General features: G+C 65.0%; 21 protein-coding genes. 11 read left to right on the forward strand and 10 right to left on the reverse strand.

What is annotated here, in order from left to right; translation table 11 throughout:
* Positions 1-124: 124 nt before the first annotated feature.
* From bchC to QZ951_RS06405, 11 genes are all read left to right on the forward strand, one after another.
* Positions 125-1,066: a chlorophyll synthesis pathway protein BchC gene (bchC, locus tag QZ951_RS06355; RefSeq protein WP_366943826.1), complete on the forward strand. Its 942-nt coding sequence runs from the start codon at positions 125-127 to the stop codon at positions 1,064-1,066.
* Complete coding sequence (locus QZ951_RS06360) at positions 1,063-2,079, forward strand: chlorophyllide a reductase iron protein subunit X (RefSeq protein WP_292999694.1); 1,017 nt, start codon at positions 1,063-1,065, stop codon at positions 2,077-2,079. Before bchC ends, QZ951_RS06360 begins: the two co-directional genes overlap by 4 nt.
* 17 nt (positions 2,080-2,096) lie before the next feature.
* On the forward strand, positions 2,097-3,632 hold the full coding sequence (gene bchY / locus QZ951_RS06365) for a chlorophyllide a reductase subunit Y (protein WP_292999695.1): 1,536 nt from the start codon (positions 2,097-2,099) through the stop codon (positions 3,630-3,632).
* Complete coding sequence (bchZ, locus tag QZ951_RS06370; RefSeq protein WP_292999696.1) at positions 3,632-5,095, forward strand: chlorophyllide a reductase subunit Z; 1,464 nt, start codon at positions 3,632-3,634, stop codon at positions 5,093-5,095. Before bchY ends, bchZ begins: the two co-directional genes overlap by 1 nt.
* Positions 5,096-5,226: 131 nt before the next feature.
* Complete coding sequence (gene pufB / locus QZ951_RS06375; protein WP_292999697.1) at positions 5,227-5,376, forward strand: light-harvesting antenna LH1, beta subunit; 150 nt, start codon at positions 5,227-5,229, stop codon at positions 5,374-5,376.
* Between the two features lie 85 nt (positions 5,377-5,461).
* The gene (gene pufA / locus QZ951_RS06380; protein WP_292999698.1) at positions 5,462-5,662 is read left to right on the forward strand and encodes a light-harvesting antenna LH1, alpha subunit; all 201 of its coding nucleotides are present in this window, start codon (positions 5,462-5,464) and stop codon (positions 5,660-5,662) included.
* A gap of 120 nt (positions 5,663-5,782) precedes the next feature.
* Positions 5,783-6,625, forward strand: a complete 843-nt coding sequence (pufL, locus tag QZ951_RS06385; RefSeq protein WP_292999699.1) for a photosynthetic reaction center subunit L — start codon at positions 5,783-5,785, stop codon at positions 6,623-6,625.
* Positions 6,618-7,601, forward strand: coding sequence for a photosynthetic reaction center subunit M (gene pufM, locus QZ951_RS06390; protein ID WP_292999700.1), 984 nt, complete (start codon positions 6,618-6,620; stop codon positions 7,599-7,601). The genes pufL and pufM overlap by 8 nt, the downstream gene beginning before the upstream one ends.
* Positions 7,598-8,734, forward strand: coding sequence for a photosynthetic reaction center cytochrome PufC (gene pufC / locus QZ951_RS06395; protein WP_292999701.1), 1,137 nt, complete (start codon positions 7,598-7,600; stop codon positions 8,732-8,734). The genes pufM and pufC overlap by 4 nt, the downstream gene beginning before the upstream one ends.
* Positions 8,735-8,990: 256 nt before the next feature.
* Positions 8,991-9,215, forward strand: coding sequence for a hypothetical protein (locus QZ951_RS06400; protein ID WP_292999702.1), 225 nt, complete (start codon positions 8,991-8,993; stop codon positions 9,213-9,215).
* Positions 9,216-9,224: 9 nt separating this feature from the next.
* Positions 9,225-9,581 (forward strand): hypothetical protein, encoded by a 357-nt coding sequence (locus QZ951_RS06405; protein WP_292999703.1) that lies wholly within the window; start codon positions 9,225-9,227, stop codon positions 9,579-9,581.
* Between the two features lie 44 nt (positions 9,582-9,625).
* On the opposite strand, the gene puhE is transcribed toward QZ951_RS06405, so the two are convergent.
* The 10 genes from puhE to bchB are packed head-to-tail and all read right to left on the reverse strand — an operon-like array spanning position 9,626 to position 22,029.
* Positions 9,626-10,432, reverse strand: a complete 807-nt coding sequence (puhE, locus tag QZ951_RS06410; RefSeq protein WP_292999704.1) for a putative photosynthetic complex assembly protein PuhE — start codon at positions 10,430-10,432, stop codon at positions 9,626-9,628.
* Between the two features lie 18 nt (positions 10,433-10,450).
* On the reverse strand, positions 10,451-11,518 hold the full coding sequence (acsF, locus tag QZ951_RS06415; RefSeq protein WP_292999705.1) for a magnesium-protoporphyrin IX monomethyl ester (oxidative) cyclase: 1,068 nt from the start codon (positions 11,516-11,518) through the stop codon (positions 10,451-10,453).
* The gene (gene puhC / locus QZ951_RS06420; protein ID WP_292999706.1) at positions 11,515-12,051 is read right to left on the reverse strand and encodes a photosynthetic complex assembly protein PuhC; all 537 of its coding nucleotides are present in this window, start codon (positions 12,049-12,051) and stop codon (positions 11,515-11,517) included. The genes acsF and puhC overlap by 4 nt, the downstream gene beginning before the upstream one ends.
* 43 nt (positions 12,052-12,094) lie before the next feature.
* Positions 12,095-12,781 carry a photosynthetic complex putative assembly protein PuhB gene (puhB, locus tag QZ951_RS06425; protein ID WP_292999707.1) on the reverse strand — a complete coding sequence of 229 codons (687 nt, stop codon included), beginning with the start codon at positions 12,779-12,781 and terminating at the stop codon, positions 12,095-12,097.
* Complete coding sequence (gene puhA, locus QZ951_RS06430; protein ID WP_292999708.1) at positions 12,778-13,551, reverse strand: photosynthetic reaction center subunit H; 774 nt, start codon at positions 13,549-13,551, stop codon at positions 12,778-12,780. Before puhA ends, puhB begins: the two co-directional genes overlap by 4 nt.
* Entirely contained in the window at positions 13,548-15,014 is a 1,467-nt protein-coding gene (locus QZ951_RS06435; RefSeq protein ID WP_292999709.1) for a PucC family protein, read from the reverse strand. Before QZ951_RS06435 ends, puhA begins: the two co-directional genes overlap by 4 nt.
* Positions 15,011-15,724 carry a magnesium protoporphyrin IX methyltransferase gene (bchM, locus tag QZ951_RS06440; RefSeq protein WP_292999710.1) on the reverse strand — a complete coding sequence of 238 codons (714 nt, stop codon included), beginning with the start codon at positions 15,722-15,724 and terminating at the stop codon, positions 15,011-15,013. The genes QZ951_RS06435 and bchM overlap by 4 nt, the downstream gene beginning before the upstream one ends.
* Complete coding sequence (bchL, locus tag QZ951_RS06445) at positions 15,724-16,638, reverse strand: ferredoxin:protochlorophyllide reductase (ATP-dependent) iron-sulfur ATP-binding protein (RefSeq protein WP_292999711.1); 915 nt, start codon at positions 16,636-16,638, stop codon at positions 15,724-15,726. Before bchL ends, bchM begins: the two co-directional genes overlap by 1 nt.
* Positions 16,635-20,423, reverse strand: coding sequence for a magnesium chelatase subunit H (locus tag QZ951_RS06450; protein ID WP_366943816.1), 3,789 nt, complete (start codon positions 20,421-20,423; stop codon positions 16,635-16,637). Before QZ951_RS06450 ends, bchL begins: the two co-directional genes overlap by 4 nt.
* A complete protein-coding gene (bchB, locus tag QZ951_RS06455; protein WP_292999713.1) occupies positions 20,398-22,029 on the reverse strand; it encodes a ferredoxin:protochlorophyllide reductase (ATP-dependent) subunit B in 1,632 nt (543 codons plus the stop codon). Before bchB ends, QZ951_RS06450 begins: the two co-directional genes overlap by 26 nt.

Genomic DNA, 22,029 nt, shown 5'->3' on the forward strand with positions numbered 1-22,029 from the left:
CCGACCGATGCTGACGAAAAGCGTAAGTATTACTTGACACTTCTGTATGTCAGCCTAAACTAACAGTCAGACAAAAACCGATGTACGGCTTGCCTGACAAGCCGAATGAGCGGGAGGAATCGGTATCAACACCATCGCAGTAGTGTTCGAGCAGCCTGAGCGCCTCGCATTGACGCGATTGGAGTTGGCTGCGCCGACGGATGCCGACGTCATCGTCGACATTCAGTGGAGCGGCATTTCCACCGGCACCGAACGTCTGCTGTGGACCGGCAAGATGCCGATGTTCCCGGGCATGGGTTATCCGCTGGTTCCGGGCTACGAGTCCGTTGGCCGCATTCGCGAAGCCGGTTCGCAATCCGGCTCCAAGGCTGGCGATCTGGTGTTCGTGCCTGGCGCCCGCTGCTACGGCCATGTCCATGGTCTGTTCGGCGGCGCGGCGTCCACCGTCGTCGTGCCGGGCGCCAAGGCCCTGGTCGTCGATGAAGCCCTCGGCGAACAGGCTACGTTGCTGGCACTGGCCGCGACCGGTCACCACGCCATCGTCGCACCCGGTTCGGCGTTGCCGGACCTGATCGTCGGTCACGGGGTGCTGGGGCGACTTCTGGCGCGGCTGACCGTCGCACTCGGTGGCGCCGCGCCGACCGTCTGGGAAACCAATCCGGAGCGCGCGGAAGGCGCGATCGGATACACGGTGATCGATCCGGCCAGCGACCCGCGTCGCGATTACCGCTCGATCTGCGATGTCAGCGGCGATTCGCGCCTGCTCGACACGCTGATTTCCAAGCTGGCCCCCGGTGGCGAGATCGTGCTGGCGGGTTTCTACAGCGAACCGCTGAGCTTCGCGTTTCCGCCCGCGTTCATGCGCGAAGCGCGTATCCGCGTGGCCGCGCAGTGGCACGAGCGCGACCTGCTCGCGACGAAGCACCTGGCCGAATCCGGCGCACTGAACCTCGACGGGCTGATCACGCATCGCCGTCCAGTCACCGACGCCGACAACGCCTACCGAACGGCATTTGGCGATCCCGCCTGCCTGAAGATGATTCTCGACTGGAGCACGCCGCAATGAGCGCACCTGACGATGGCGTTTCCGCCATTCCGCTGAGCCAGCTCACCGACTACCTGCGCAGCGAAGCCGCGAAGGAACCGGATGCGGTTCACACCGGCCCGGTAACCAAGGAGACGCAGATCATCGCGATCTACGGCAAGGGCGGCATCGGCAAGAGCTTCACGCTCGCCAATCTCAGCTACATGATGGCCCAGCAGGGCAAGAAGGTCCTGCTGATCGGCTGCGATCCGAAGTCCGACACGACCTCGCTGCTGTTCGGCGGCAAGGCCTGCCCGACGATCATCGAGACCAGCTCGAAGAAGAAACTGGCCGGCGAAGAAGTGAAGATCGGCGATGTCTGCTTCAAGCGCGACGGGGTCTTCGCGATGGAGCTCGGCGGGCCGGAAGTCGGCCGCGGCTGCGGTGGTCGCGGCATCATCCACGGCTTCGAAACGCTCGAGAAGCTCGGCTTCCACGAGTGGGGTTTCGATTACGTGCTGCTCGATTTCCTCGGTGACGTGGTCTGCGGCGGCTTCGGCTTGCCGATCGCCCGCGACATGTGCCAGAAGGTCATCGTCGTCGGCTCGAACGATCTGCAGTCGCTGTACGTCGCCAACAACGTCTGCTCGGCGGTCGAATACTTCCGCAAGCTCGGCGGCAATGTCGGTGTCGCCGGCATGGTCATCAACCGCGATGACGGCACCGGCGAAGCGGCAGCATTCGCCAGCGCGGTCGGCATTCCGGTGCTGGCGACGATCCCGGCCAACGACGACATCCGCCGCAAGAGCGCGAACTACGAGATTGTCGGCCGGCCGGATTCGGTCTGGGGCCCGATGTTCGCCGAGCTCGCCGAGAACGTGCACACCAGCATCCCGATGCGGCCGACGCCGCTGACGCAGGACGGCCTGCTCGGCCTGTTCTCGGCGCACAGCACCGGCCGCGATTACGTGCTGACCCCGGCCACCGAATTCGACATGTGCGGCAAGACCGAGATCGTCAAGACCTCGCTCGAAGTCGTCTACGACAACGTCTGAGCCCGAGCACGCACGCCATGGCCGACGACGCTCCGATGATCGCGACACCGATCGCGAATCCCGAAACCCTGAAAGGGGACGGCCTCGGCTGCCACTCGGGCAAGGACCAGATGATCGAAGCTGCGAAGGCGGCCGGCAAGACGATCACGCTGGAGCAGTACGCGAAGGATTATCCGAAAGGGCCGCACGACCAGCCGCAATCGATGTGCCCGGCGTTCGGCTCGCTGCGCGTCGGCCTGCGCATGCGCCGCACGGCGACCGTGCTCAGCGGCTCGGCCTGCTGCGTCTACGGCCTGACCTTCACCAGCCATTTCTACGGCGCGCGCCGCACCGTCGGCTACGTGCCGTTCAACAGCGAAACGCTGGTCACCGGCAAGCTGTTCGAGGACATCCGCGAAGCAGTGTTCAAGCTGGCCGATCCGGTGAACTACGACGCGATCGTCATCATCAATCTGTGCGTGCCGACCGCCAGCGGCGTGCCTTTGCAGATCCTGCCGAAAGAGATCAACGGCGTTCGCGTGATCGGTATCGATGTTCCCGGATTCGGCGTGCCGACGCATGCGGAAGCCAAGGATGTGCTGTCCGCGGCGATGCTCAAGTACGCGCGCAGCGAAGCCGAGGCGGGTCCCGTCGCCGCACCGCGTGGCGGTGTCAGCGCCAAGCCGACCATCACCCTGCTCGGCGAGATGTTCCCGGCCGATCCGGTGATCATCGGCATGATGCTGGACCCGATGGGCCTTGCCGCCGGCCCGGTCGTGCCGACCCGCGAATGGCGCGAACTGTATTCGGCGCTGGACTGCGCGGCGGTCGCCGCGATCCACCCGTTCTATACCGCCAGCGTCCGCGAGTTCCATGCCGCCGGCCGCAAGGTCGTGGCTTCCGCTCCGGTCGGCCATGACGGCACCGAAGCCTGGCTGCAGGCGATCGGGCAGGCGACCAACGTCGCCCAGGCCCAGATCGATGCCGCCAAGAACCGCTTCCTGCCGGCGATCAAGGGCGCGCTCGCCAAGATGCCGATCAAGGGCCGGATCACGATGTCCGGCTACGAAGGCTCGGAACTGCTGGTGGCACGGCTGCTGGTCGAAAGTGGCGCGGATCTGCGCTACGTCGGCACGGCCTGTCCGCAGACCGTGTGGAGCGATCCCGATCGTGAATGGCTGCAGGCGAAAGGCGTGCATGTGCAGTATCGCGCCTCGCTGGAGCAGGACCTCGCAGCCTTCAACGAATTCAAGCCCGATGTCGCGATCGGTACGACGCCGGTCGTGCAGTACGCCAAGGAGCGCAAGACGCCCGGGCTGTATTTCACCAACCTGATTTCCGCACGACCGCTGATGGGCCCGGCCGGTGCCGGTTCGCTCGCAACCGTGATCAACGCCGCCCTCGGCAATCGTGACCGCTTCCTGGCGATGGATGCGTTCTTCGATGGCGTGGGTCATGGCGACAAGGCCGGCGTCTGGGAAGACACGCCGAAGCTGCGTCCCGAATTCCGGGTCAGCTACGCGAAAAAGATGGAAAAGGCCCGCAAAGCCTCGAAAGTCGAGGAGCCGATCTGATGCTCGTCCTCGATCATGATCGCGCGGGTGGCTACTGGGGTGCCGTATATGTGTTCACGGCAATCAAGGGCCTGCAGGTGGTCATCGACGGCCCGGTCGGCTGCGAGAACCTGCCGGTCACGTCCGTTCTGCATTACACCGATGCGCTGCCGCCACACGAACTGCCGATCGTCGTGACGGGTCTGGCCGAAGAGCAGCTCGGCCGCGAAGGCACTGAAGGCTCGATGAAGCGCGCGCATGCCGCGCTTGATCCGGACATGCCGGCCGTCGTCGTCACCGGCTCGATCGCCGAGATGATTGGCGGTGGCGTGACACCGGAAGGCACCGGCCTGCTGCGCTTCCTGCCGCGCACCATCGACGAAGATCAGTGGCAGTGCGCCAACCGGTCGATGAACTGGCTGTGGACGCAGTACGGTCTGAAGAAGATTCCGGAGCGCAAGGCACGCAAGGAAGGCGAAAAGCCAAGAGTCAACATCATCGGCCCCTGCTACGGCACCTTCAACATGCCGAGCGATCTCGCCGAAATCCGTCGGCTGGTCGAAGGCATTGGCGCCGAAGTCAATCTGGCGTTCCCGCTGGGCAGCCATTTGGCCGATGTGCCGAAGCTGATCAATGCCGACGTCAACATCTGCATGTATCGCGAGTTCGGCCGCCTGCTGTGCGAAACGCTCGAACGGCCGTATCTGCAGGCGCCGATCGGTCTGCACTCGACGACCAAGTTCCTGCGCAAGCTCGGCGAGCTGCTGGGGCTTGATCCGGAGCCGTTCATCGAGCGCGAGAAGCACACCACGATCAAGCCGATCTGGGACCTGTGGCGTTCGGTGACTCAGGATTTCTACGGCACGGCGAGCTTCGGCATCGTCGCCAATGACACCTACGCCCGCGGCGTTCGCCATTTCCTCGAAGACGAGATGGGCATGCCGTGCAACTTCGCGATCTCGCGCATTGCCGGCGCCAAGACCGACAACGAAGCCGTCCGCCAGCTGATCAAGGAAAAGCCGCCGCTGGTGCTGTACGGCAGCTACAACGAGCGGATGTACCTGGCCGAATCCGGCGGTGGCGGAATGATGAAGGCCACCTACATCCCGGCCTCGTTCCCGGGCGCGATCATCCGCCGCCATACCGGCACGCCGTTCATGGGTTACGCCGGCGCAACTTACCTGATCCAGGAATTCTGCAACGCGCTGTTCGACGCCCTGTTCCACATCCTGCCGCTGGGCACGGACATGGATCGCGTCGACGCCACGCCATCGCGCCTGATCGCCGAAATGCCGTGGCTCGACGACGCCAAGGCGCAGCTCGATGAATGGCTGGAACTGCAACCGGTTCTGGTGCGGATCAGCGCGGCGAAACGCCTGCGCGACCGTGCCGAAGCCGATGCCCGCAAGGCGGGTGAAGACGCAGTGACGGCAGTGCGACTTGCCGCGGCGCGTCGTGCACTGACCGATGGCGTGGTGGCCTGAGCCATGAGAAACAACCTTCAGCGCCCGTGGCGTTGAAGACAGTATCGGAGAAGTGGAGTCATCCACTTTGAGGGTCCCTGCCGCGCGGGTAGCGCGGTAACGGCCGAAAGGCCTGATTGGAGGTTTAGAAGATGGCTGACGAAAGAAGCGGCTCGCTGTCGGGCCTGACTGAAAAGGAAGCAAAGGAGTTTCATGGCGTGTTCGTCATGAGCTTCATCGGCTTCACGGCGATTGCCGTCGTGGCGCACTACCTCGTCTGGGCCTGGAAGCCCTGGGGTTGAGAAGTTGCTGCTCCAGTTGATGGTGCAGGCCGATAGGTCTGTATCTGTCCACTTCCGTATCACTTGTTACTAGGAGTCAAAAACCATGTGGAGAATCTGGCTGCTTTTCGATCCGCGCAGAGTGCTGGTTGCGCTGGGGACGTTCCTGTTCGTGCTGGCGATCCTGATTCATTTCATCCTGCTCGGCACGCCGCGTTACAACTGGATTGGCAGCTCCGCTGCCGCTCCGACGGCCACGTCGTCGCTCGCGCCGCTCCCGGCGTCGCAGGGTTCGGCAGGGCAGTAGCAAGTACAACGCTGCTCCGGTGCCGGACGAGGCCAACGCCCTCGTTGAGCCAGATCCGACACCGGCAGCAGCGTCGTTCATACATCCGATCTCGGCCGACAGACCAGGGGGTCTTGTGTCATGGCGATGCTCAGTTTTGAAAGAAAATATCGAGTCCGCGGGGGAACCCTGTTAGGCGGAGATCTGTTCGATTTCTGGGTGGGGCCGTTTTATGTCGGCTTCTTCGGGGTCACAACAGCATTCTTTGCCATTCTCGGCACCGCGCTGATCATCTACGGCGCTTCGCTGGGGCCGACCTGGAACATCTGGCAGATCAACATCGCGCCGCCGGATATCTCCTACGGTCTGGGTCTGGCACCGCTTCGAGAAGGTGGCTTGTGGCAGATCATCTCGATCTGCGCACTGGGCTCCTTCGTATCGTGGGCGCTGCGGGAAGTGGAGATCTGCCGAAAGCTCGGCATGGGCTACCACGTGCCGTTTGCGTTCAGTTTCGCGATCCTCGCGTACTTCACGCTGGTCTTCGTTCGACCGGTGCTGCTGGGTGCGTGGGGGCATGGTTTCCCGTACGGCATCACCAGCCATCTGGATTGGGTGTCGAACACCGGCTACCAGTACCTGCATTTCCATTACAACCCGGCGCACATGCTCGGAGTGTCGTTCTTCTTCGCGACGACCTTGGCGCTGTCGCTGCATGGTTCGCTGATCTTGTCTGCCTCGAACCCGCGCAAGGGCGAGCTGGTCAAGACGGCCGAACATGAAAACACGTTCTTCCGCGACATCATCGGCTACTCGATCGGTGCGCTCGGCATTCACCGTCTGGGTCTGTTCCTGGCCCTGAGCGCGGTGTTCTGGAGCGCAGTCTGCATCGTGATCAGCGGTCCGTTCTGGACCCACGGCTGGCCGGAGTGGTGGAGCTGGTGGCTCAATCTTCCGATCTGGGGCTCAGGGGGCAGTCATGGCTGATTACCAAAACATCTTCACCCGGGTACAGGTGGCTGCACCACCTTACCCCGGCACGCCGCTACCCGCCGACAATGGCATCGGTGATCGCGACGGCAAGCCGTTCCTGTTCCATCTGATCGGCAAGTTCGGCGACGCGCAGATCGGTCCGATCTACCTCGGCTGGACTGGCCTGACGTCGCTGCTGTGCGGCTTCATCGCGTTCGAGATCATCGGTCTCAACATGCTGGCGTCGGTGGACTGGAACTGGATCGAGTTCGTCCGGCAGCTGCCGTGGCTTGCCCTGGAGCCGCCGGCGCCGTCGTATGGCCTGAGCATCCCGCCGCTGAACGAGGGTGGCTGGTGGCTGATGGCCGGCTTCTTCCTGACCGCGTCGGTGCTGCTGTGGTGCTTGCGCACCTATCGTCGTGCCAAGGCGCATGGCATGGGCCCGCATGTCGCCTGGGCGTTCCTCGCGGCGATCTGGCTGTATCTGGTACTCGGCTTCTTCCGCCCGATCCTGATGGGCTCGTGGGGCGAAGCGGTGCCGTTCGGCATCTTCCCGCACCTCGACTGGACGGCCGCGTTCTCGATTCGCTACGGCAACCTGTTCTACAACCCGTTCCACATGCTGTCGATCGCGTTCCTGTATGGCGCCACGCTGCTGTTCGCCATGCACGGCGCCACCATCCTTGCGGTGAGCCGTTACGGCGGCGAGCGCGAGCTGGAGCAGATCGTCGACCGCGGTACGGCGTCCGAGCGTGCAGCACTGTTCTGGCGCTGGACGATGGGCTTCAACGGCACGATGGAGTCGGTGCATCGCTGGGCCTGGTGGTTCGCCATCCTGTGCCCGATCACGGGCGGCATCGGCATCCTGCTGACCGGCACGGTCGTCGACAACTGGTTCCTGTGGGGCGTCAAGCACCACATCGTCGCCGCGTATCCGGAGGTCTGGGCGCCGTCGGTCGACCCCGCCACCCTGCCAGGAGCGAAGCCATGAGACTCAGTTCGATGAAGTGGGTGTCGGCGGTCACGCTGGCAGCGCTGTTCACCGCAGGCTGTGAACGGCCGCCGGTGGAGCCGGTGCAGCGTGGTTATCGCGGCACCGCCATGGGGGCGGTCTACAACCCGCGTCTGGTCGAGAAGCAGGCCGCGCAGAATGTGCTGCCGGCACCGCTGGCCGATGCGCCGGCTGCCGGTCCACCGGTTGCGACGATCTACAAGAACGTGCAAGTGCTCGGCGGTCTCACCGCCCCCGAGTTCACGCGCACGATGCTTGCGATCACCGCCTGGGTGGCACCGAAGGAAGGCTGTGCGTACTGCCACAACGTCCAGAACATGGCCGACGATGGCCTGTACACGAAGGTTGTCGCGCGCAAGATGCTGCAGATGACGCAGGCCATCAACAGCCAGTGGAAGGACCATGTTCAGGCCACCGGCGTGACCTGCTACACCTGCCACCGTGGCAACAACATCCCGGCCAATGTCTGGTTCACGGATGTCGACAACACGGCCAAGGCGTCGCTCGGCAATCGTGCGGGTCAGAACCGATCGACGGCGGTCATCAACGGTGCCTCGCTGCCATCGGATCCGTTCACGCCGTTCCTGCTGAAGGCGGAGTCGATCGGCGTCAATGGCCCGACCGCGCTGCCGACCGGCAATCGTCATTCGGTGAAGCAGACCGAGTGGACGTTCAGCCTGATGACGCACATGTCGCAGGGTCTCGGGGTCAATTGCACGTACTGCCACAACTCGCGGCAGTTCGCGGATTGGAGCCAGAGTCCGCCGCAACGGGTCACGGCCTGGTACGGCATCCGCATGGCGCGTGCGCTGAACAACGAGTACATGGTCCCGTTGACCGATGTCTTCCCTGCACACCGCAAGGGGCCGCTGGGTGATGTCGCCAAGACCAACTGCGCGACCTGCCATCAGGGGGCCTACAAGCCGCTGTACGGCCAGAGCATGCTGAAGGACTACCCGGTGTTCGCAGCGCCGATTCCGGTGCCGGCGGTTGCCGTGCCTGAAGCGGCTCCGGATGCAGCACCGGCGGACGGCGCAGCACCACCGGCATCCAATGTGTCGCTGCCGGTGCCTTACGCTTCCGCAAGCGAGACGCGCGCGATTCCCGGCTGACGCGCCTCATAACTCCGCAGTGCTCCGGATCAACGATTTGAAACCCCGTTGATCCGGCCTTCCCTCGACAATCTTCCGATTGCCGAGGGATATTTTTTTTGGGCGCTCCCAACTCTGGTTTCGGGCTGGATCTGCTGCCGACGGGCGTTGCCGACGATGACCGTTGTCGTCCATCCGTCCGTGCACGATTGACCTTGCGGCAGCCGCCTCGCTACCGTCCTGCAGGCGCACTTGCGCCATCTCGCCCTGCTGATCCGTGATCACTTCCGTCATCGCCCGTGTGCTGTCGATCGTCGGACACCCCGCGGTCGTTGTTCCGGGCACCATCCTGTGGCTGTCCTCCAGGCGCGCCGCTCAGACCGAGCAGGCGATGGCGGCCGGGCTTGCGGCCGTGACCGTGGCAGTCGTTGTCGTGGTCTGGTGCCTCGTGCAGGTCCGGGCCGGCCGCTGGAGCCATGTCGACGCCTCGAAGCCGGACTAACGCCGACTGTTGAATCGCGCACTGCTGGGCCTGCTGGGCCTCGCAGCGCTGGGCCTCTCCACAGTGGAGCAGTCGGCCACTCTGGTCGCCGGTGCGGTGCTGTCTGCGGCTGTCGTGGCAACCGCCGTGGCCAGCGAACGCTGGATCAAGCTGTCCTTGCATACGGCATTTGCCGCGTTTGCGGTGGCGCTGGTGTGGCCCGAAGCGGGCGCGACGACGACGCTGGCGGTGTTGACCGTGGCGATCGCATGGTCGCGCCTGAGTCTCGGCAGGCATGCGATGGTCGATGTCGTCAGCGGCGCGTTCGCAGGTGCGATTGCCGGTGTGGCGCTGAGAACGCTGCCGACGTTACCGGCATTGAGCTGACTGGCAGTCGCGTCGATTCAGGCTGACGAATCAGCGCGCGACCCTCAGGACAGCGAGGCCGCTCCGGAACGCGTGCTACCGGTGACGTCGGGCTTGCGCGAGGCAAGGCCCCATTGCCAGAGCAGATTGGCCGGGATCGGAACGACCAGGAACCAGTGCTCGAGCACGGCAAGCGTGAGCAGCGTCGCGACGAAGCTCAACGCGGCTGCATCGAACTCGCCGGCGCCCGGTGCCAGCGCCGCCTGCCAAAGCCGGATTGCCGCGATTGTCGCCACGGTTACCGAGACCGGGAACAGCAGGTTCATCGGCTTGCGCGTGAAGTAGGTCTGAAGGTACCGCAGGTGGTCCGGCAGAAACTCTTCGCTGAGATTGCGCACACCGAGAAACACGTTCAGCTTCGCACTCGTCCGCAGGATCCACAGGACAGCGTAAGTCCAAAGGCCGAGCTGGTTGGGATTGCCCCAGGTCGATGTCGCGATCAGCACGGCGCCGCCGATCAGCGCCAGCTCGTGGTAGAGGATCGCTTCGATCGCATGGCGCATGCGCAGCAGCCCGCGACTCGCGGGTGGGCAGGGGGTTCGCCTCGGTCCGGTGATGAAACCCATCAGGAAGCTCATCTCGAGCCAGCCCCAGACCAGGATGCCGCAGGTGAACGCCGCGTAGGCGCTGGTGGCGGTCGTTTCGGCACTGGCCTGTGCGAGACAGACCAGAGCACCGGCCAGCACGCCGGTCGCAGCGAGCAGGCTCCAGCGGAAGGTGTGACGCGGAAGGCCATCGAGATACAGGATCGCGCCTGTCGAGAACCACCACAGGAACAGTGTGAACGCGACCGGATACGCGATGGACGACATGGGGCAGGGCTGCTCGCGCTACCAGGTCGGCGCGAGACGAACGTTCTGCGGCAGCTCGTTTGAAATGACGGGAACACGGTACAGCTTGAAGAACGTCAGGGCAGCCGATGCCGCGTAGCCCACGCGCTTGATCGCGTTCAGCACGCCGCCTTGTGCCTTCGCGGCATCGTTCGCGGTGGAGATGGCCAGCAGTTTCTCCAGGCAGGCGCGGAACGTCGGGTTGTCGATGTCGACCGTGAACGGAAACACCTGCTTGGAGATTTCCGACGTGATGCGAAACACCGTGTAGTCGTATTCGCGCGGATCGATCTTCATCGCCGCGTGCATTTCAGGCCGTGCCTGATCGCGCACGAACATCGTGGCGTAGACGGCCAGCACGAAGAAGCGGATCCACAGCTTGTTCAGGCCGGTCAGCAGGTGCGGGTTTGCGCGCATCAGCAGCGCAAACGATTCGCCATGGCGGAATTCGTCGTTGCACCACTGGTCGAACCAGCCGAAGATCGGGTGGAACTTGAGTTCCGGGTGTTTCTCGATCTGGCGGAAGATCGTGATGTACCGGGCGTAGCCGATCTTTTCCGACAGGTAGGTGGCGTAGAAGATGTATTTCGGCTTGAAATAGGTGTACTTCTTGGCGCGCGTCAGGAAGCCCAGGTCCACGGCGATGCCGAAGTCCTTCAGCCACTGGTTGATGAAGCCGGCATGACGCGCTTCATCGCGTGCCATGTAGCCGAACAGCTCACGCATGTCCTCGTTCTTCACCTTCTTCTTGATTTCGTTGTACAGCACGCAGCCGGAATACTCCGACGTGATCGAGCTGACCATGAAATCGACGAATTCCTTGTACAGGCCTTCCGGCAGCGCCGAATAGTCCGCCATCAGATTGGCCGGACGCTGGAAATGCGTCTTGTTGTTGTCGGCCTTGTACTCGTCCATCAGGCTTTGCCACTGGCCGCGGATCGGATTGACGTCGATCCGGTCCATCGCCACGAAATCGGTGGTGTAGAAGCGGGGCGTCAGCAGCGTGTCCTGCTGGGCCGCCTTCGTCGTCTCGTTCGGCAGGCGCGCTTCGATCGTGGCAGTGCTCATGGCGTATTGCTCGGCGAATTCGATTGGGAGGAGGCGAGTGTGTGGTTGCCCTTGGCCATCAGCAAGCGGGCAAACACTTCGGCGTTGGTCGGCCCGAACGATCCGAGGTTGATCGAGCGCCGGGTGGATGGATCCGTCAGCACCAGATAGCCGTTGGCCTGTGCGCTGAGCGTGAACGGCGGCTCCGAGCCGATGCCTTCGCGGCGACGCTCGCGCGCCAGGCCACGCAACGTGCCGCGCAGGAAGTTGTCGGCACCGGGCTTCACGGTATCGATCTCGAGACCATCGGCGACATCGATCACCGCGATGCTGCCGTCGGGCCGGTCTTCGAAGCGCAGGCTGCGGCTGGCGACCACCGCGTTCTGCGCGGCTTCCTGCTGGCTCAGTGCGTCAGTACCGGCCGCACCGCCGGACTGGATCCGGCTGACGGCGGCCAGCGCGAAGCTCAGCACCATGACCGAGCCGATCGCGAGCAGCATGACCCTCGGAAAGCGCTCGGGGACCTGGTTTTGCAGCGTCTGCGGCTCGTTCATGGCGATATCGGCTTCGAGTTTCTGGGAGGGTCGATCAGTGCGATCAGTAACCGGCGGCCGACATCGCCGACGACGGCGCCGGCGCATGACGCGGCGTGGACTTGATCGCCACCTTCGGTGTCAGACCTTCCGTTTCGGCAGCAAGGGCATCGGCCAGCAGGCGCGCCACCTTCTGCGGCTCGGCTACGGACCGAAGCATCGGCTGCGTACGCTTGAACTGCCACGGACGGGCATGCGGCCACAGGTGCAGATAGGCGATGTTCTCGCCTGCCTTGAACTGCAGCGGCAGGTCGCCCGTGCCTTCGCCGTTCATGCGCAGGCCTGCCGACTCGATCACCGTGAACGGGAAATTGAAGGTGATTTCGAGCACGACGCCGATCCGCATGACCACGCGCTTGTTGGTGATTGTGTAGTACGACGCCCGCGCGCTGAACCACGCCACGCCAGCCATCAGCCCCATGCCGGCGATTGCCAGCGGCGCCAGCCACAGCATGCCGATGGCGGCAGCGGCGAGGTCGCCGCCGCTGGCCAGCACCGAGATGCCGCGCGAGGCGATCAGGATCGAGAAGTAGATCGCCATCAGACGCCCGTAGTAGGCGCGCCAGAACAGCGACTTCCACATCGGCGCGCCTTGCCACAGCACGCGCTCGCCTTCAGGCAGACGCCCCGGCAGCTCGCGCACCGGAACGCTGTTGAAGTCGTCGTGATGGGCGTCGGAATGGCTGCTCACAGCAGCGGTCCGAGACGGTCGGCGGTGGCGTACAGCGTGCCGGCACCGTAGTAAGCCGAGATGACGTCTTCTTCGAGCAGGCTCACCTGTTCCGGCTGCTTGGTCGCCGGCACGTCGGCGAACTGACTGCCGAGAATCGCCAGGACCTTGATCGTGCCGTTGCCCTGCACCTTCGCGAAGTTGGACGGCAGCAGCACGCGGCGGCCTCCCTCGACTTCGATCTCGTAATAGCGGAACAGACGTTCGGAACGGTCGACCCAAATGTCGTAGACCTTGCCGCCGGCCTTGCCATCGGCACCAAACACGGACTTGCCACGCGGGTCCGGATCGCCTTCGGCCACGCCGTAGTCGCCATCGGCGCGCAGCGGGACGATCTTGACCTGACCTTCGAACGTCATGTCCGGATGATCGTCGCGGTCAGCCCAGGCACCGGGGCCGATGCCGGCGAGCAGCGGGTTGCCGACCGGCACCAGCGGCGATCCCGGATAACGGTCTGCCGGCTTGCCACCGACGGCCGGGGCCGGGCCAGCCTTCCATTCTTCCGGCACAGTCTTGGTCTTGCCGTGCGGCAGCAGGTAGGTCTTCGGATCAGGACGGCCGAACAGGCCTTCCTGCAGGCCGCTGGCCGAGCGATCGAGCGATTCCAGCGGATAGCCTTCGCGCTGGTTCTCGCGATGCAGATAGACGACCAGCGCGGCGAAAAAGGCCCAGAACAGATAGAGCACGACTTGTGCAATATCGATCGTCTGGGTGATGGCTCCGGTACTCATTGCACGATCTCCTCTCGTAGATTCAGGGACTTCACGTTGTTCCAAAGTGCGTCTGCAGCGGCCAGCTCGGTGGCAGTCGGCGCGCTGCGGACCAGCGGTCCGATCGCGACGAGTGTTGCGAACATCAGCAACAGTTCGACGGCGTAGACCGCCGTGTAGCCCACGCCAGGACCGGTGACGACCGGACCCAGTGCGCCAGCGGTGGCGAGATCGGCGACGCTGTCGCGGATCAGGCCGCTGACGGCGATGGCACTGCCGGCGGCGGTGGCCTGCACCGAACCCCAGATGCCGAGTGCCAGGCCGATCTGCGACCGCGGTGCGAAATTCATGGCGGCCGTCAGCGTGGCGTGCGCAAACAGACCGCTGCTGAAGCCGATCAGTGCCACACCCAGCGCGAACAGGCCGATGGATTGCAGCGGTGCAGCGAAGATGACGGTGACGAAGGCGCCGAGGCCCAGCGCGGCACCGAAGCCGGCGATGCGATAGGCATCGACTCCGCGACCGATCGCGCGTGCCGCCAGCACGAAGCCGGCCACGCCGCCGAAGGCCATGAAGGCGGTGAGGCCGGTCGTCGAGCCGACGGACAGGCCCAGCACTTCGCCGCCGAACGGCTCCAGCAGGATGTCCTGCATTGAGAACGCGACCGTGCCAAGGCCAAGCGCCACGAGCCTGCGCACGGCATGACCGGTGCGGCTGAATGCTTCCCAGGATTCACGGAAGCTTGGCGTCGGCAGCTCGTGGGCGGTGCGCGACGGGTCGCGTGCTTCCTGCTTCCACAAGGCGATCACGTTCAGGATCATCGTCACGACGGCCGTGCCCTGAATCACCTGCACCAGACGCAGCGGGCTGAAATCGGCGAGCAAGACGCCCAACACCAGCGCCGACGCCGCCATGCCGAACAGCAGCATCGTGCACATCAGCGCAACGACGCGCGGCTGCGATTCGACCGGTGCCAGATCGGTGGCCAGCGCCAGGCCGACCGTCTGCGTCGTGTGCATGCCGGCGCCGATCAGCAGGAAGGCGAGGGCGGCACCCACCTCGCCGATGATCGCCGGGCCAGCGCCCTTGCCGGTCATGACCAGCAGCGCGAACGGCATGATCGCGAGCCCGCCGAACTGCAGCAGCGAACCGAACCAGATGAACGGAACGCGCCGCCACCCGAGGAAAGACTTGTGCGTGTCCGAACGGAAGCCGATCAGCGCACGGAACGGCGCGAACAGCAGCGGCAGCGCCACCATCAGCCCGACCAGCAAGGCCGAGACTTTCAGCTCGACGATCATCACCCGATTCAGCGTGCCGATCAGCAGCGTGATCGCCATGCCGACAGACACCTGAAACAGCGACAGCCGCAGCAGCCGCGGCAGCGGCAGCTCCGGCGTCGCAGCATCGGCGAACGGCAGGAAGCGCGAAGACACGCGCATCCAGCTCGTTGCCAGTTTCGGGCGTTCGGGCACGGGGTTCATGCGCGGACCAGTTCGCAGGCCTGAGACTTGTAGAAGCCGCTGGTGACGAGGCGCGTCTGGCTGAAGCGCCAGTCCGCTGCCACCGGTCGCTGCCGGATCAGCGTGCACAGGGTCATCGCCGTCACCGGCACGATCGCAGGCGCGCGGTCGCCGCGCGGGAAGATCTTGCCGACGTTGTGCATCACGGTCAGCAACGGCGTCTTCGGCGCGAACGTGAACAGCACCCCGCGCCGAGTCCGGGCCATCAGGGTTTCCAGCGTGGCGACGATATCGTTCGCGCCGTAGTGGATCAGCGAATCCATGCCGACCACGTAATCGAAGCTGCCGAGAGCCGGGTTCAGCATGTCGCCGACGTGGAACTCGATCCGGCCGCTGCCGAGGTCGGCCGGCACGCGTTCGCGGGCGACGTTGACCAGATTGGCGGCCAGATCGATGGCGATGACCTCCGCGCCGCGCCGCGCTGCTTCGACCGACAGGGCCCCGGTTCCGCAGCCGGCATCGAGCAGGCGCAGGCCGTTCATGTCGGCCGGCAGCCAGCTCAGCAGCGTGTTGCGCATCTCGTCACGGCCGGCACGCACCGTTTCGCGGATGCGGCTGACCTTGGCGGTCGACGTCAGCTTGGCCCAGGTATCGGCCGCGGTGCGGTCGAAATAGGTTTCGAGCTGCCCGCGGCGCTCGACATAGCTGTTCCGGGTCGGTGCGGCGCTCATCACTCGAACCCGAGCAGGTCGAAGATTTCGCGATCCTTCAGCGGCGACGTCAGCTGCGGCTTGGTTCCCATCCAGAGATTGCCGGCCAGACGCAGGTACTCGTCGGTGACTGCCTTCAGTTCCGGCGAATCCTCCATCTCAAACAGGGTCGACTTCTTCAGTCGCGACCGGCGGATGACATCGAGATCCGGGAACCGGGCCAGCGTTTCCAGGCCGATCGCCGCGTTGTACTTGTCGATCTGATCGGTTTCGCGCGAACGGTTGGCGATGACGCCGCCGAGCCGCACGTTGTAGTTCTTGGCCTTGGACGAGATCGCGGCCACGATGCGATTCATCGCGAAGATCGAGTCGAAGTCGTTGGCGGCAACGATCAGCGCGCGGTCGGCATGCTGCAGCGGAGCGGCAAACCCGCCGCAGACCACGTCGCCGAGCACATCGAAGATGACCACGTCGGTGTCTTCGAGCAGGTGATGTTCCTTCAGCAGCTTCACCGTCTGGCCGACGACGTAGCCGCCGCAGCCGGTACCGGCCGGCGGGCCACCCGCCTCGACGCACATCACGCCGTTGTAGCCCTCGTAGACGAAGTCCTCGGGCCGCAGTTCCTCGCCGTGGAAGTCGACGGTTTCGAGGATGTCGATCACCGTCGGCACCAGACGCTTGGTCAGCGTGAAAGTGGAATCGTGCTTGGGATCGCAGCCGATCTGCAGCACGCGCTTGCCGAGCTTGGAGAACGCGACCGAGAGGTTCGACGAGGTCGTGCTCTTGCCGATGCCGCCCTTGCCGTAGACGGCAAAGACCTTGGCGTTGCCGATCTTCTGCGCGGCGTCGAGGTGCACCTGCACGCTGCCGGCGCCGTCGGGTGGCGGGACCATCTTGCGAACGGTCGAAACCGGGATATTGCCAATGCTGCTCATGCTGCCTCCGCGAATTGAATGCCTTCGAGCCGGTCTTCCAGCTCATCGCCGGCATTCCGCAATGCCTCCAGCGTCTGAGCGTCCGGCGTCCAGTAATTGCGTTCCGTCGCTTCCAGCAAGCGACTGGCCACGCGCGATGAAGCGGTTGGATTCAACTTGGCGAGGCGCTCGCGCATCTCGGGATCCAGAATGAAGGTCTGAGCCAACTGCTGGTACACCCACGGCTGAACCTGGCCGGTGGTGGCCGACCAGGCAAACGTGTTGGTGATGTGGACTTCGATCTGACGCACGCCCTCGAAGCCATGCTTGAGCATGCCCTCGTACCACTTCGGGTTGAGCATGCGGGTCCGGGTTTCGAGCGCAACCTGCTCGGTCAGCGTGCGGACGGTGCCCGGCCCGCTGGTCTGGTCGCCGATGTAGACCGGCGCGGTCTTGCCGCCACGAGCACGGGCCACGGCGCGGCTGATGCCGCCGAGCGTGTCGAAGTAGTTGTCGACCGTGGTCACGCCGAGTTCCACCGAATCGAGGTTCTGGTAGGCGAGGTCGACATCGGCCAGCACCGACTTCAGCAGCGCGCCCTGACAGGTCGGCACGCCGCTGCGTCCGAACGCGAAGCTCTTGCGCTTGGTGTAGGTCTCGGCCAGTTCGTCTTCCTCATCCCACTTGCTGTTCTCGACCAGATGGTTGACGTTCGAGCCGTAGGCGCCATCGGCATTGCCGTAGACGCGCAGCGCGGCGGTTTCGAGATCGCAGCCATGCGTCGCCATGTAGGCGAGCGCGTGCTTGCGGACGAAGTTCATCTCCGACGGCTCGTCGGCACTGGCGACCATGAACGCGGCTTCGGCCAGCAGCTTGATCTGCAGCGGCAGCAGGTCACGGAAGATGCCGGACAGGGTCACGACACAGTCGATGCGGGGGCGGCCGAGTTCGGCCAGCGGCACCAGGGTGGCACCGGCCAGACGGCCATAGGCATCGAAGCGCGGCTTGGTGCCCATCAGCGCCAGTGCCTGCGCGATCGGCGCACCTTCGGACTTGAGGTTGTCGGTGCCCCAGAGCACCAGCGCGATCGATTCCGGCAGCGGATTGCCATCGTCCATGTAGCGCTGGATCAGGCGCTGGGCCTGCTCGACACCATCCTTGACCGCGTACGCGCTCGGAATCCGGAACGGATCGAAACCGTGCAGGTTGCGGCCGGTCGGCAGGATTGCGGCGTTGCGCATCAGGTCGCCACCGGGAGCCGGGCGGACGAAGCGGGTGTCGAGCGCCTTGAGGATGCCTTCGACTTCGTGATCTTCGCCCAGCAGGCGATTGCTGTGGACGAGATCGCCGAACAGCTTGCGCGCGCTGTCGTCATGCACGAGGCCGGCCATTGCCAGCGCGGTGTCGACGGTGGCGCCACGCGCGATGGCATCGACCACCGACGGTGTCAGTCGCGTGCCCTGCATCGACTCGGCCATCGAGGCCAGCAGGTCGGCGCGTTCTTGCGCCGTCGGCGCTTCGCCGACCACATGCAGACCATGCGGGATCAGCGTGTACTCCAGTTCCAGCACCGCCGCGTTCAGATGATCGACCCGAGCATCGGCTTCGGTATCAAGCAGCCACTGCGGTTCGGCCGCCGCTAGATCGAGTGCCGCGGCCTGCGCCTGAATCAGCGTTGCGAGCGAGGCACGGTTGTGCGCCTCTTCCGGACTGAGTCCGCGCCAGCGTTCGATCGACGACTTCAGATCGTTCAGCTCCTTGTACAGGCCAGCATGCGCCACCGGCGGCGTCAGGTAGCTGATCAGCGTGGCATTCGAGCGGCGCTTGGCGATCGCACCTTCCGACGGGTTGTTCGATGCGTACAGATAGATATTCGGCAGTGCGCCGATCATGCGATCCGGCCAGCACGCGCCGGACAGGCCGGACTGCTTGCCCGGCATGAATTCGAGCGCGCCGTGGGTGCCGAAGTGGAGCACCGCATGCGCGCCGAAATCCTCGCGCAACCAGCGATAGAACGCCGAGAACGCGTGCGTCGGCGCGAAGCCCTTCTCGAACAGCAGCCGCATCGGGTCGCCTTCGTAACCGAAGGCTGGCTGCACGCCGACCAGCACGTTGCCGAACTGTTCGCCGAGCACGTGGATCGAACGGCCATCGCTCTGCTGCTTGCCTGGTGCGGGGCCCCACTGTGCCTCGATTTCGGTCAGCCAGACTTCGCGCTTGACGTGATCGTCGACCGTAATCCGCGCCACGACATTGGCCATGGCACCGAGCCGCTCGGCATTGCCGTGCAGGATGCGATCGCGGAGGTCGTCGACGGTCGCCGGCACGTCCACCGAATAGCCCTGCGCCTTCATGCCCTGCAGGGTGCGGAACAGCGACTCGAACACGGCAAGATAGGCCGCGGTGCCGGTGTTGCCGGCATTCGGCGGAAAGTTGAACAGCACGATCGCGACCTTGCGTTCGGCACGCTGGGCGCGCCGCAGCAGCACCAGCTTGTCGATGCGGCTGGCCAGCGTTTCGGCGCGTTCGATGCAGCTCTGCATGTCGCGCGCGGTCTTCGACGGCGGGAACACGCAGCCGCGATGGCAGCCTGTGCATTGCTCGCCGGCCGAATTCGAGCGGCCGCCGTAGACCGTCGGCATCATCGCGCCGTCGAGTTCCGGAATCGCGACCATGATCGTCGACTCCACCGGCATCAGGCCGCGTTCGCCGGCGCCCCACTGCTCCAGCGTCTGGAATTCCAGCGGATGGGCGGCGATATACGGCACATCGAGCTTGGCCAGAATCTCTTCGGCGGCCTTGGCATCGTTGTAGGCCGGCCCGCCGACGAGGCTGAAGCCGGTCAGCGAGACCACGGCATCGACGGTGACGCGGCCATCCTTGATAAAGAACTGGTCGATCGCCGGGCGCGAATCAAGGCCCGAGGCGAATGCGGGAATCACGTTCAGGCCGCGCGCTTCGAGTGCCGCGATCACGCCGTCGTAGTGCGCCGCGTTTCCGGCCAGCGGATACGAGCGCAGCATCAGCACGCCGACCGTGCCGCGATTGCCGACTCTCGGCAGCGCCGCTGCAGTGTCGCTCATCCGGCCCTTCAGGCGCGGGTGATAGACGCCGGTATCCGGATACTCCATCGGCAGTTCCGACTTGATCGTGCCGCGCAGGGCCTTGCGCGGGCCGTCGGCGTAGCGGTCGACGAGGAACTTGACCAGATTGACGATGTTGTCTTCCGAGCCGGCCAGCCAGTACTGCAGCGTCAGGAAGTAGGCGCGCACGTCCTGCGCGGTGCCTGGAATGAAGCGCAGCAGCTTCGGCAGGCGGCGCAGCATCTTCATCTGCTCGGCACCGGCCGTGCTGGCCGCGCCTCCGCCTTCCTTCGGCTTCGGCTTCAGGCGCTTCAGCATCGCCATCGCGCCGCTGGCTTCCTGCTTGCCGTCCATGTTGAAGCGGCCCAGCCGGGTCAGCTTCGCGATCTCGCTGGCCGACATGCAGCCGATCATCGCGTCGCAGGCGTCGCGACGTGCCTGCAACTGTGGCAGCACGGACATGAACTGCTCTTCGACGAACAGCATCGTGTTGATGATGATGTCGCCGCGGGCAATGTCCTCGTGGCACTTGTGCAACAGACGCTCGTCGGCGCCCCATTCGGCGGCCGTGTGCATGGTCAGCACCAGTCCCGGCACTTCGCGCGCCAGCCGGACAGCCGCACGCTGCGTGGCGCTCGCGAGATGGTTGTCCATCGTCACGATCACGACGCGCATCGGGACGGGCGTCCCGCTCGCGTCAGCGGCTGAAATGAGCTTTGGCATCGTAGAGCGCCTCGACAGTGATGACGCGGACGCCGTGATCCCGGGCATAAGCCTCGGTATTGCGACGCGCCTTGCCACGCACAAAGAACGGAATCTTGCCGAGCTCTTTCTCGCCCTCGGCGGACCAGACCGGCTGGCCGTTCCACGGCGCGTCGGCTTCGGCCACGGCGAGCTCGGGCGCTGCGCTGGCCGCGGCGGCTGCGAGCGCCTCGACAGGCATGGTCGGCATCTGCGCGGCAGCGTCGACCCGGCGCTCCGAGACGGCACCTCCGAGGTGCGACGGCGCGGCTTCCGGATGGAACTCGAAGTCTTCGCGGAACATGCCGAGCAGGTGCTCTTCGAGCCCCATCATCAGCGGGTGGACCCAGGTATCGAACAGCACGTTGGCGCCTTCGAAACCCATCTGCGGCGAATAGCGCGCCGGGTAGTCCTGCACGTGCACCGGCGCCGAGATCACCGCGCACGGCACGCCGAGGCGCTTGGCGATGTGGCGCTCCATCTGGGTGCCGAGCAGCAGCTCGACATTCAGCTCGGCGATCCTGGCTTCGACCTCGAGGTAGTCCTCGGTGATCAGGGCCTCGACGCCGTAGAGCTTCGCGGCTTCGCGAACTTCGCGGGCGAACTCGCGGCTGTAGGTGCCGATACCGACCACAGTGAAACCCAGTTCGCGGCTGGCGATGCGGGCGGCGGCCACGGCGTGCGTGGCGTCGCCGAAGACGAAGACGCGCTTGCCGGTGAGATAGGTCGAGTCGACCGACTTCGCGTACCAGGTCGCGCGGCGATTCGCATCGTCAAGGGTGGCGGTCGGGTCGATGCCGGCGAGGGTGGCGACTTCGCGAATGAACTCGCAGGTGGCACCGGTGCCGATCGGCACGGTCTTGACCATCGGCTGGCCGAAGTTGCGCAGCAGCCAGCCGGCCGCCTGCTGGGCGGTTTCCGGATACAGCACGATGTTGAAGTCGGCGTCGCCTAGTCGCGCCAGATCGGCGGCGGTGGCATCGAGCGGGGCAATCACGTTGATCTCGACGCCCATCCGCGCCAGCAGGCCGCTGATCTCGGTGACATCGTCGCGATGACGGAAGCCGAGCGCCGTGGGGCCGAGCAGGTTGCAGCGGGCCTTGCGGCCGGCTTCGCGTTCGCGCTTCTGCCCTGGTGGCGGAACGTGCGGTCCGGCCAACGCCCGAACCAGCTGGTAGAACGTCTCGGCCGCGCCCCAGTTTTCCTTCTTCTGGTACGACGGCAGCTCCAGCGCCACGACCGGGATCGGCAGGTTCAGCGCTTCGGACAGGCCGCCCGGGTCGTCCTGAATCAGCTCGGCCGTGCACGAGGCCCCGACCAGCATCGCCTTCGGCTGGAAGCGCTCGAAGGCATCGCGCGCGGCGTCCTGAAACAGCTGCGCGGTGTCGCCACCGAGGTCACGGGCCTGGAACGTGGTGTAGGTGACCGGCGGGCGACGGGTGCGCCGCTCAATCATCGTGAACAGCAGATCGGCGTAGGTATCGCCCTGCGGCGCGTGCAGGACGTAATGCACATCCTTCATCGCGGTGGCGATGCGCATCGCCCCGACATGCGGCGGTCCTTCGTAGGTCCAGAGCGTCAGTTGCAT

This window comes from Nevskia sp., from assembly GCF_021732705.1.
GTDB lineage: Bacteria > Pseudomonadota > Gammaproteobacteria > Nevskiales > Nevskiaceae > Nevskia.

Coding starts and splice junctions, on each gene's coding strand:
- bchB (WP_292999713.1), bottom strand. CDS start 22,029: ATGCAACTGACGCTCTGGACCTACGAAGGACCGCCGCATGTCGGGGCG.
- QZ951_RS06450 (WP_366943816.1), bottom strand. CDS start 20,423: ATGCCAAAGCTCATTTCAGCCGCTGACGCGAGCGGGACGCCCGTCCCG.
- QZ951_RS06360 (WP_292999694.1), top strand. CDS start 1,063: ATGAGCGCACCTGACGATGGCGTTTCCGCCATTCCGCTGAGCCAGCTC.
- pufL (WP_292999699.1), top strand. CDS start 5,783: ATGGCGATGCTCAGTTTTGAAAGAAAATATCGAGTCCGCGGGGGAACC.
- bchY (WP_292999695.1), top strand. CDS start 2,097: ATGGCCGACGACGCTCCGATGATCGCGACACCGATCGCGAATCCCGAA.
- bchL (WP_292999711.1), bottom strand. CDS start 16,638: ATGAGCAGCATTGGCAATATCCCGGTTTCGACCGTTCGCAAGATGGTC.
- puhA (WP_292999708.1), bottom strand. CDS start 13,551: ATGAGTACCGGAGCCATCACCCAGACGATCGATATTGCACAAGTCGTG.
- QZ951_RS06435 (WP_292999709.1), bottom strand. CDS start 15,014: ATGAACCCCGTGCCCGAACGCCCGAAACTGGCAACGAGCTGGATGCGC.
- puhE (WP_292999704.1), bottom strand. CDS start 10,432: ATGTCGTCCATCGCGTATCCGGTCGCGTTCACACTGTTCCTGTGGTGG.
- pufB (WP_292999697.1), top strand. CDS start 5,227: ATGGCTGACGAAAGAAGCGGCTCGCTGTCGGGCCTGACTGAAAAGGAA.
- bchZ (WP_292999696.1), top strand. CDS start 3,632: ATGCTCGTCCTCGATCATGATCGCGCGGGTGGCTACTGGGGTGCCGTA.
- pufM (WP_292999700.1), top strand. CDS start 6,618: ATGGCTGATTACCAAAACATCTTCACCCGGGTACAGGTGGCTGCACCA.
- puhC (WP_292999706.1), bottom strand. CDS start 12,051: ATGAACGAGCCGCAGACGCTGCAAAACCAGGTCCCCGAGCGCTTTCCG.
- pufC (WP_292999701.1), top strand. CDS start 7,598: ATGAGACTCAGTTCGATGAAGTGGGTGTCGGCGGTCACGCTGGCAGCG.
- bchM (WP_292999710.1), bottom strand. CDS start 15,724: ATGAGCGCCGCACCGACCCGGAACAGCTATGTCGAGCGCCGCGGGCAG.
- acsF (WP_292999705.1), bottom strand. CDS start 11,518: ATGAGCACTGCCACGATCGAAGCGCGCCTGCCGAACGAGACGACGAAG.
- pufA (WP_292999698.1), top strand. CDS start 5,462: ATGTGGAGAATCTGGCTGCTTTTCGATCCGCGCAGAGTGCTGGTTGCG.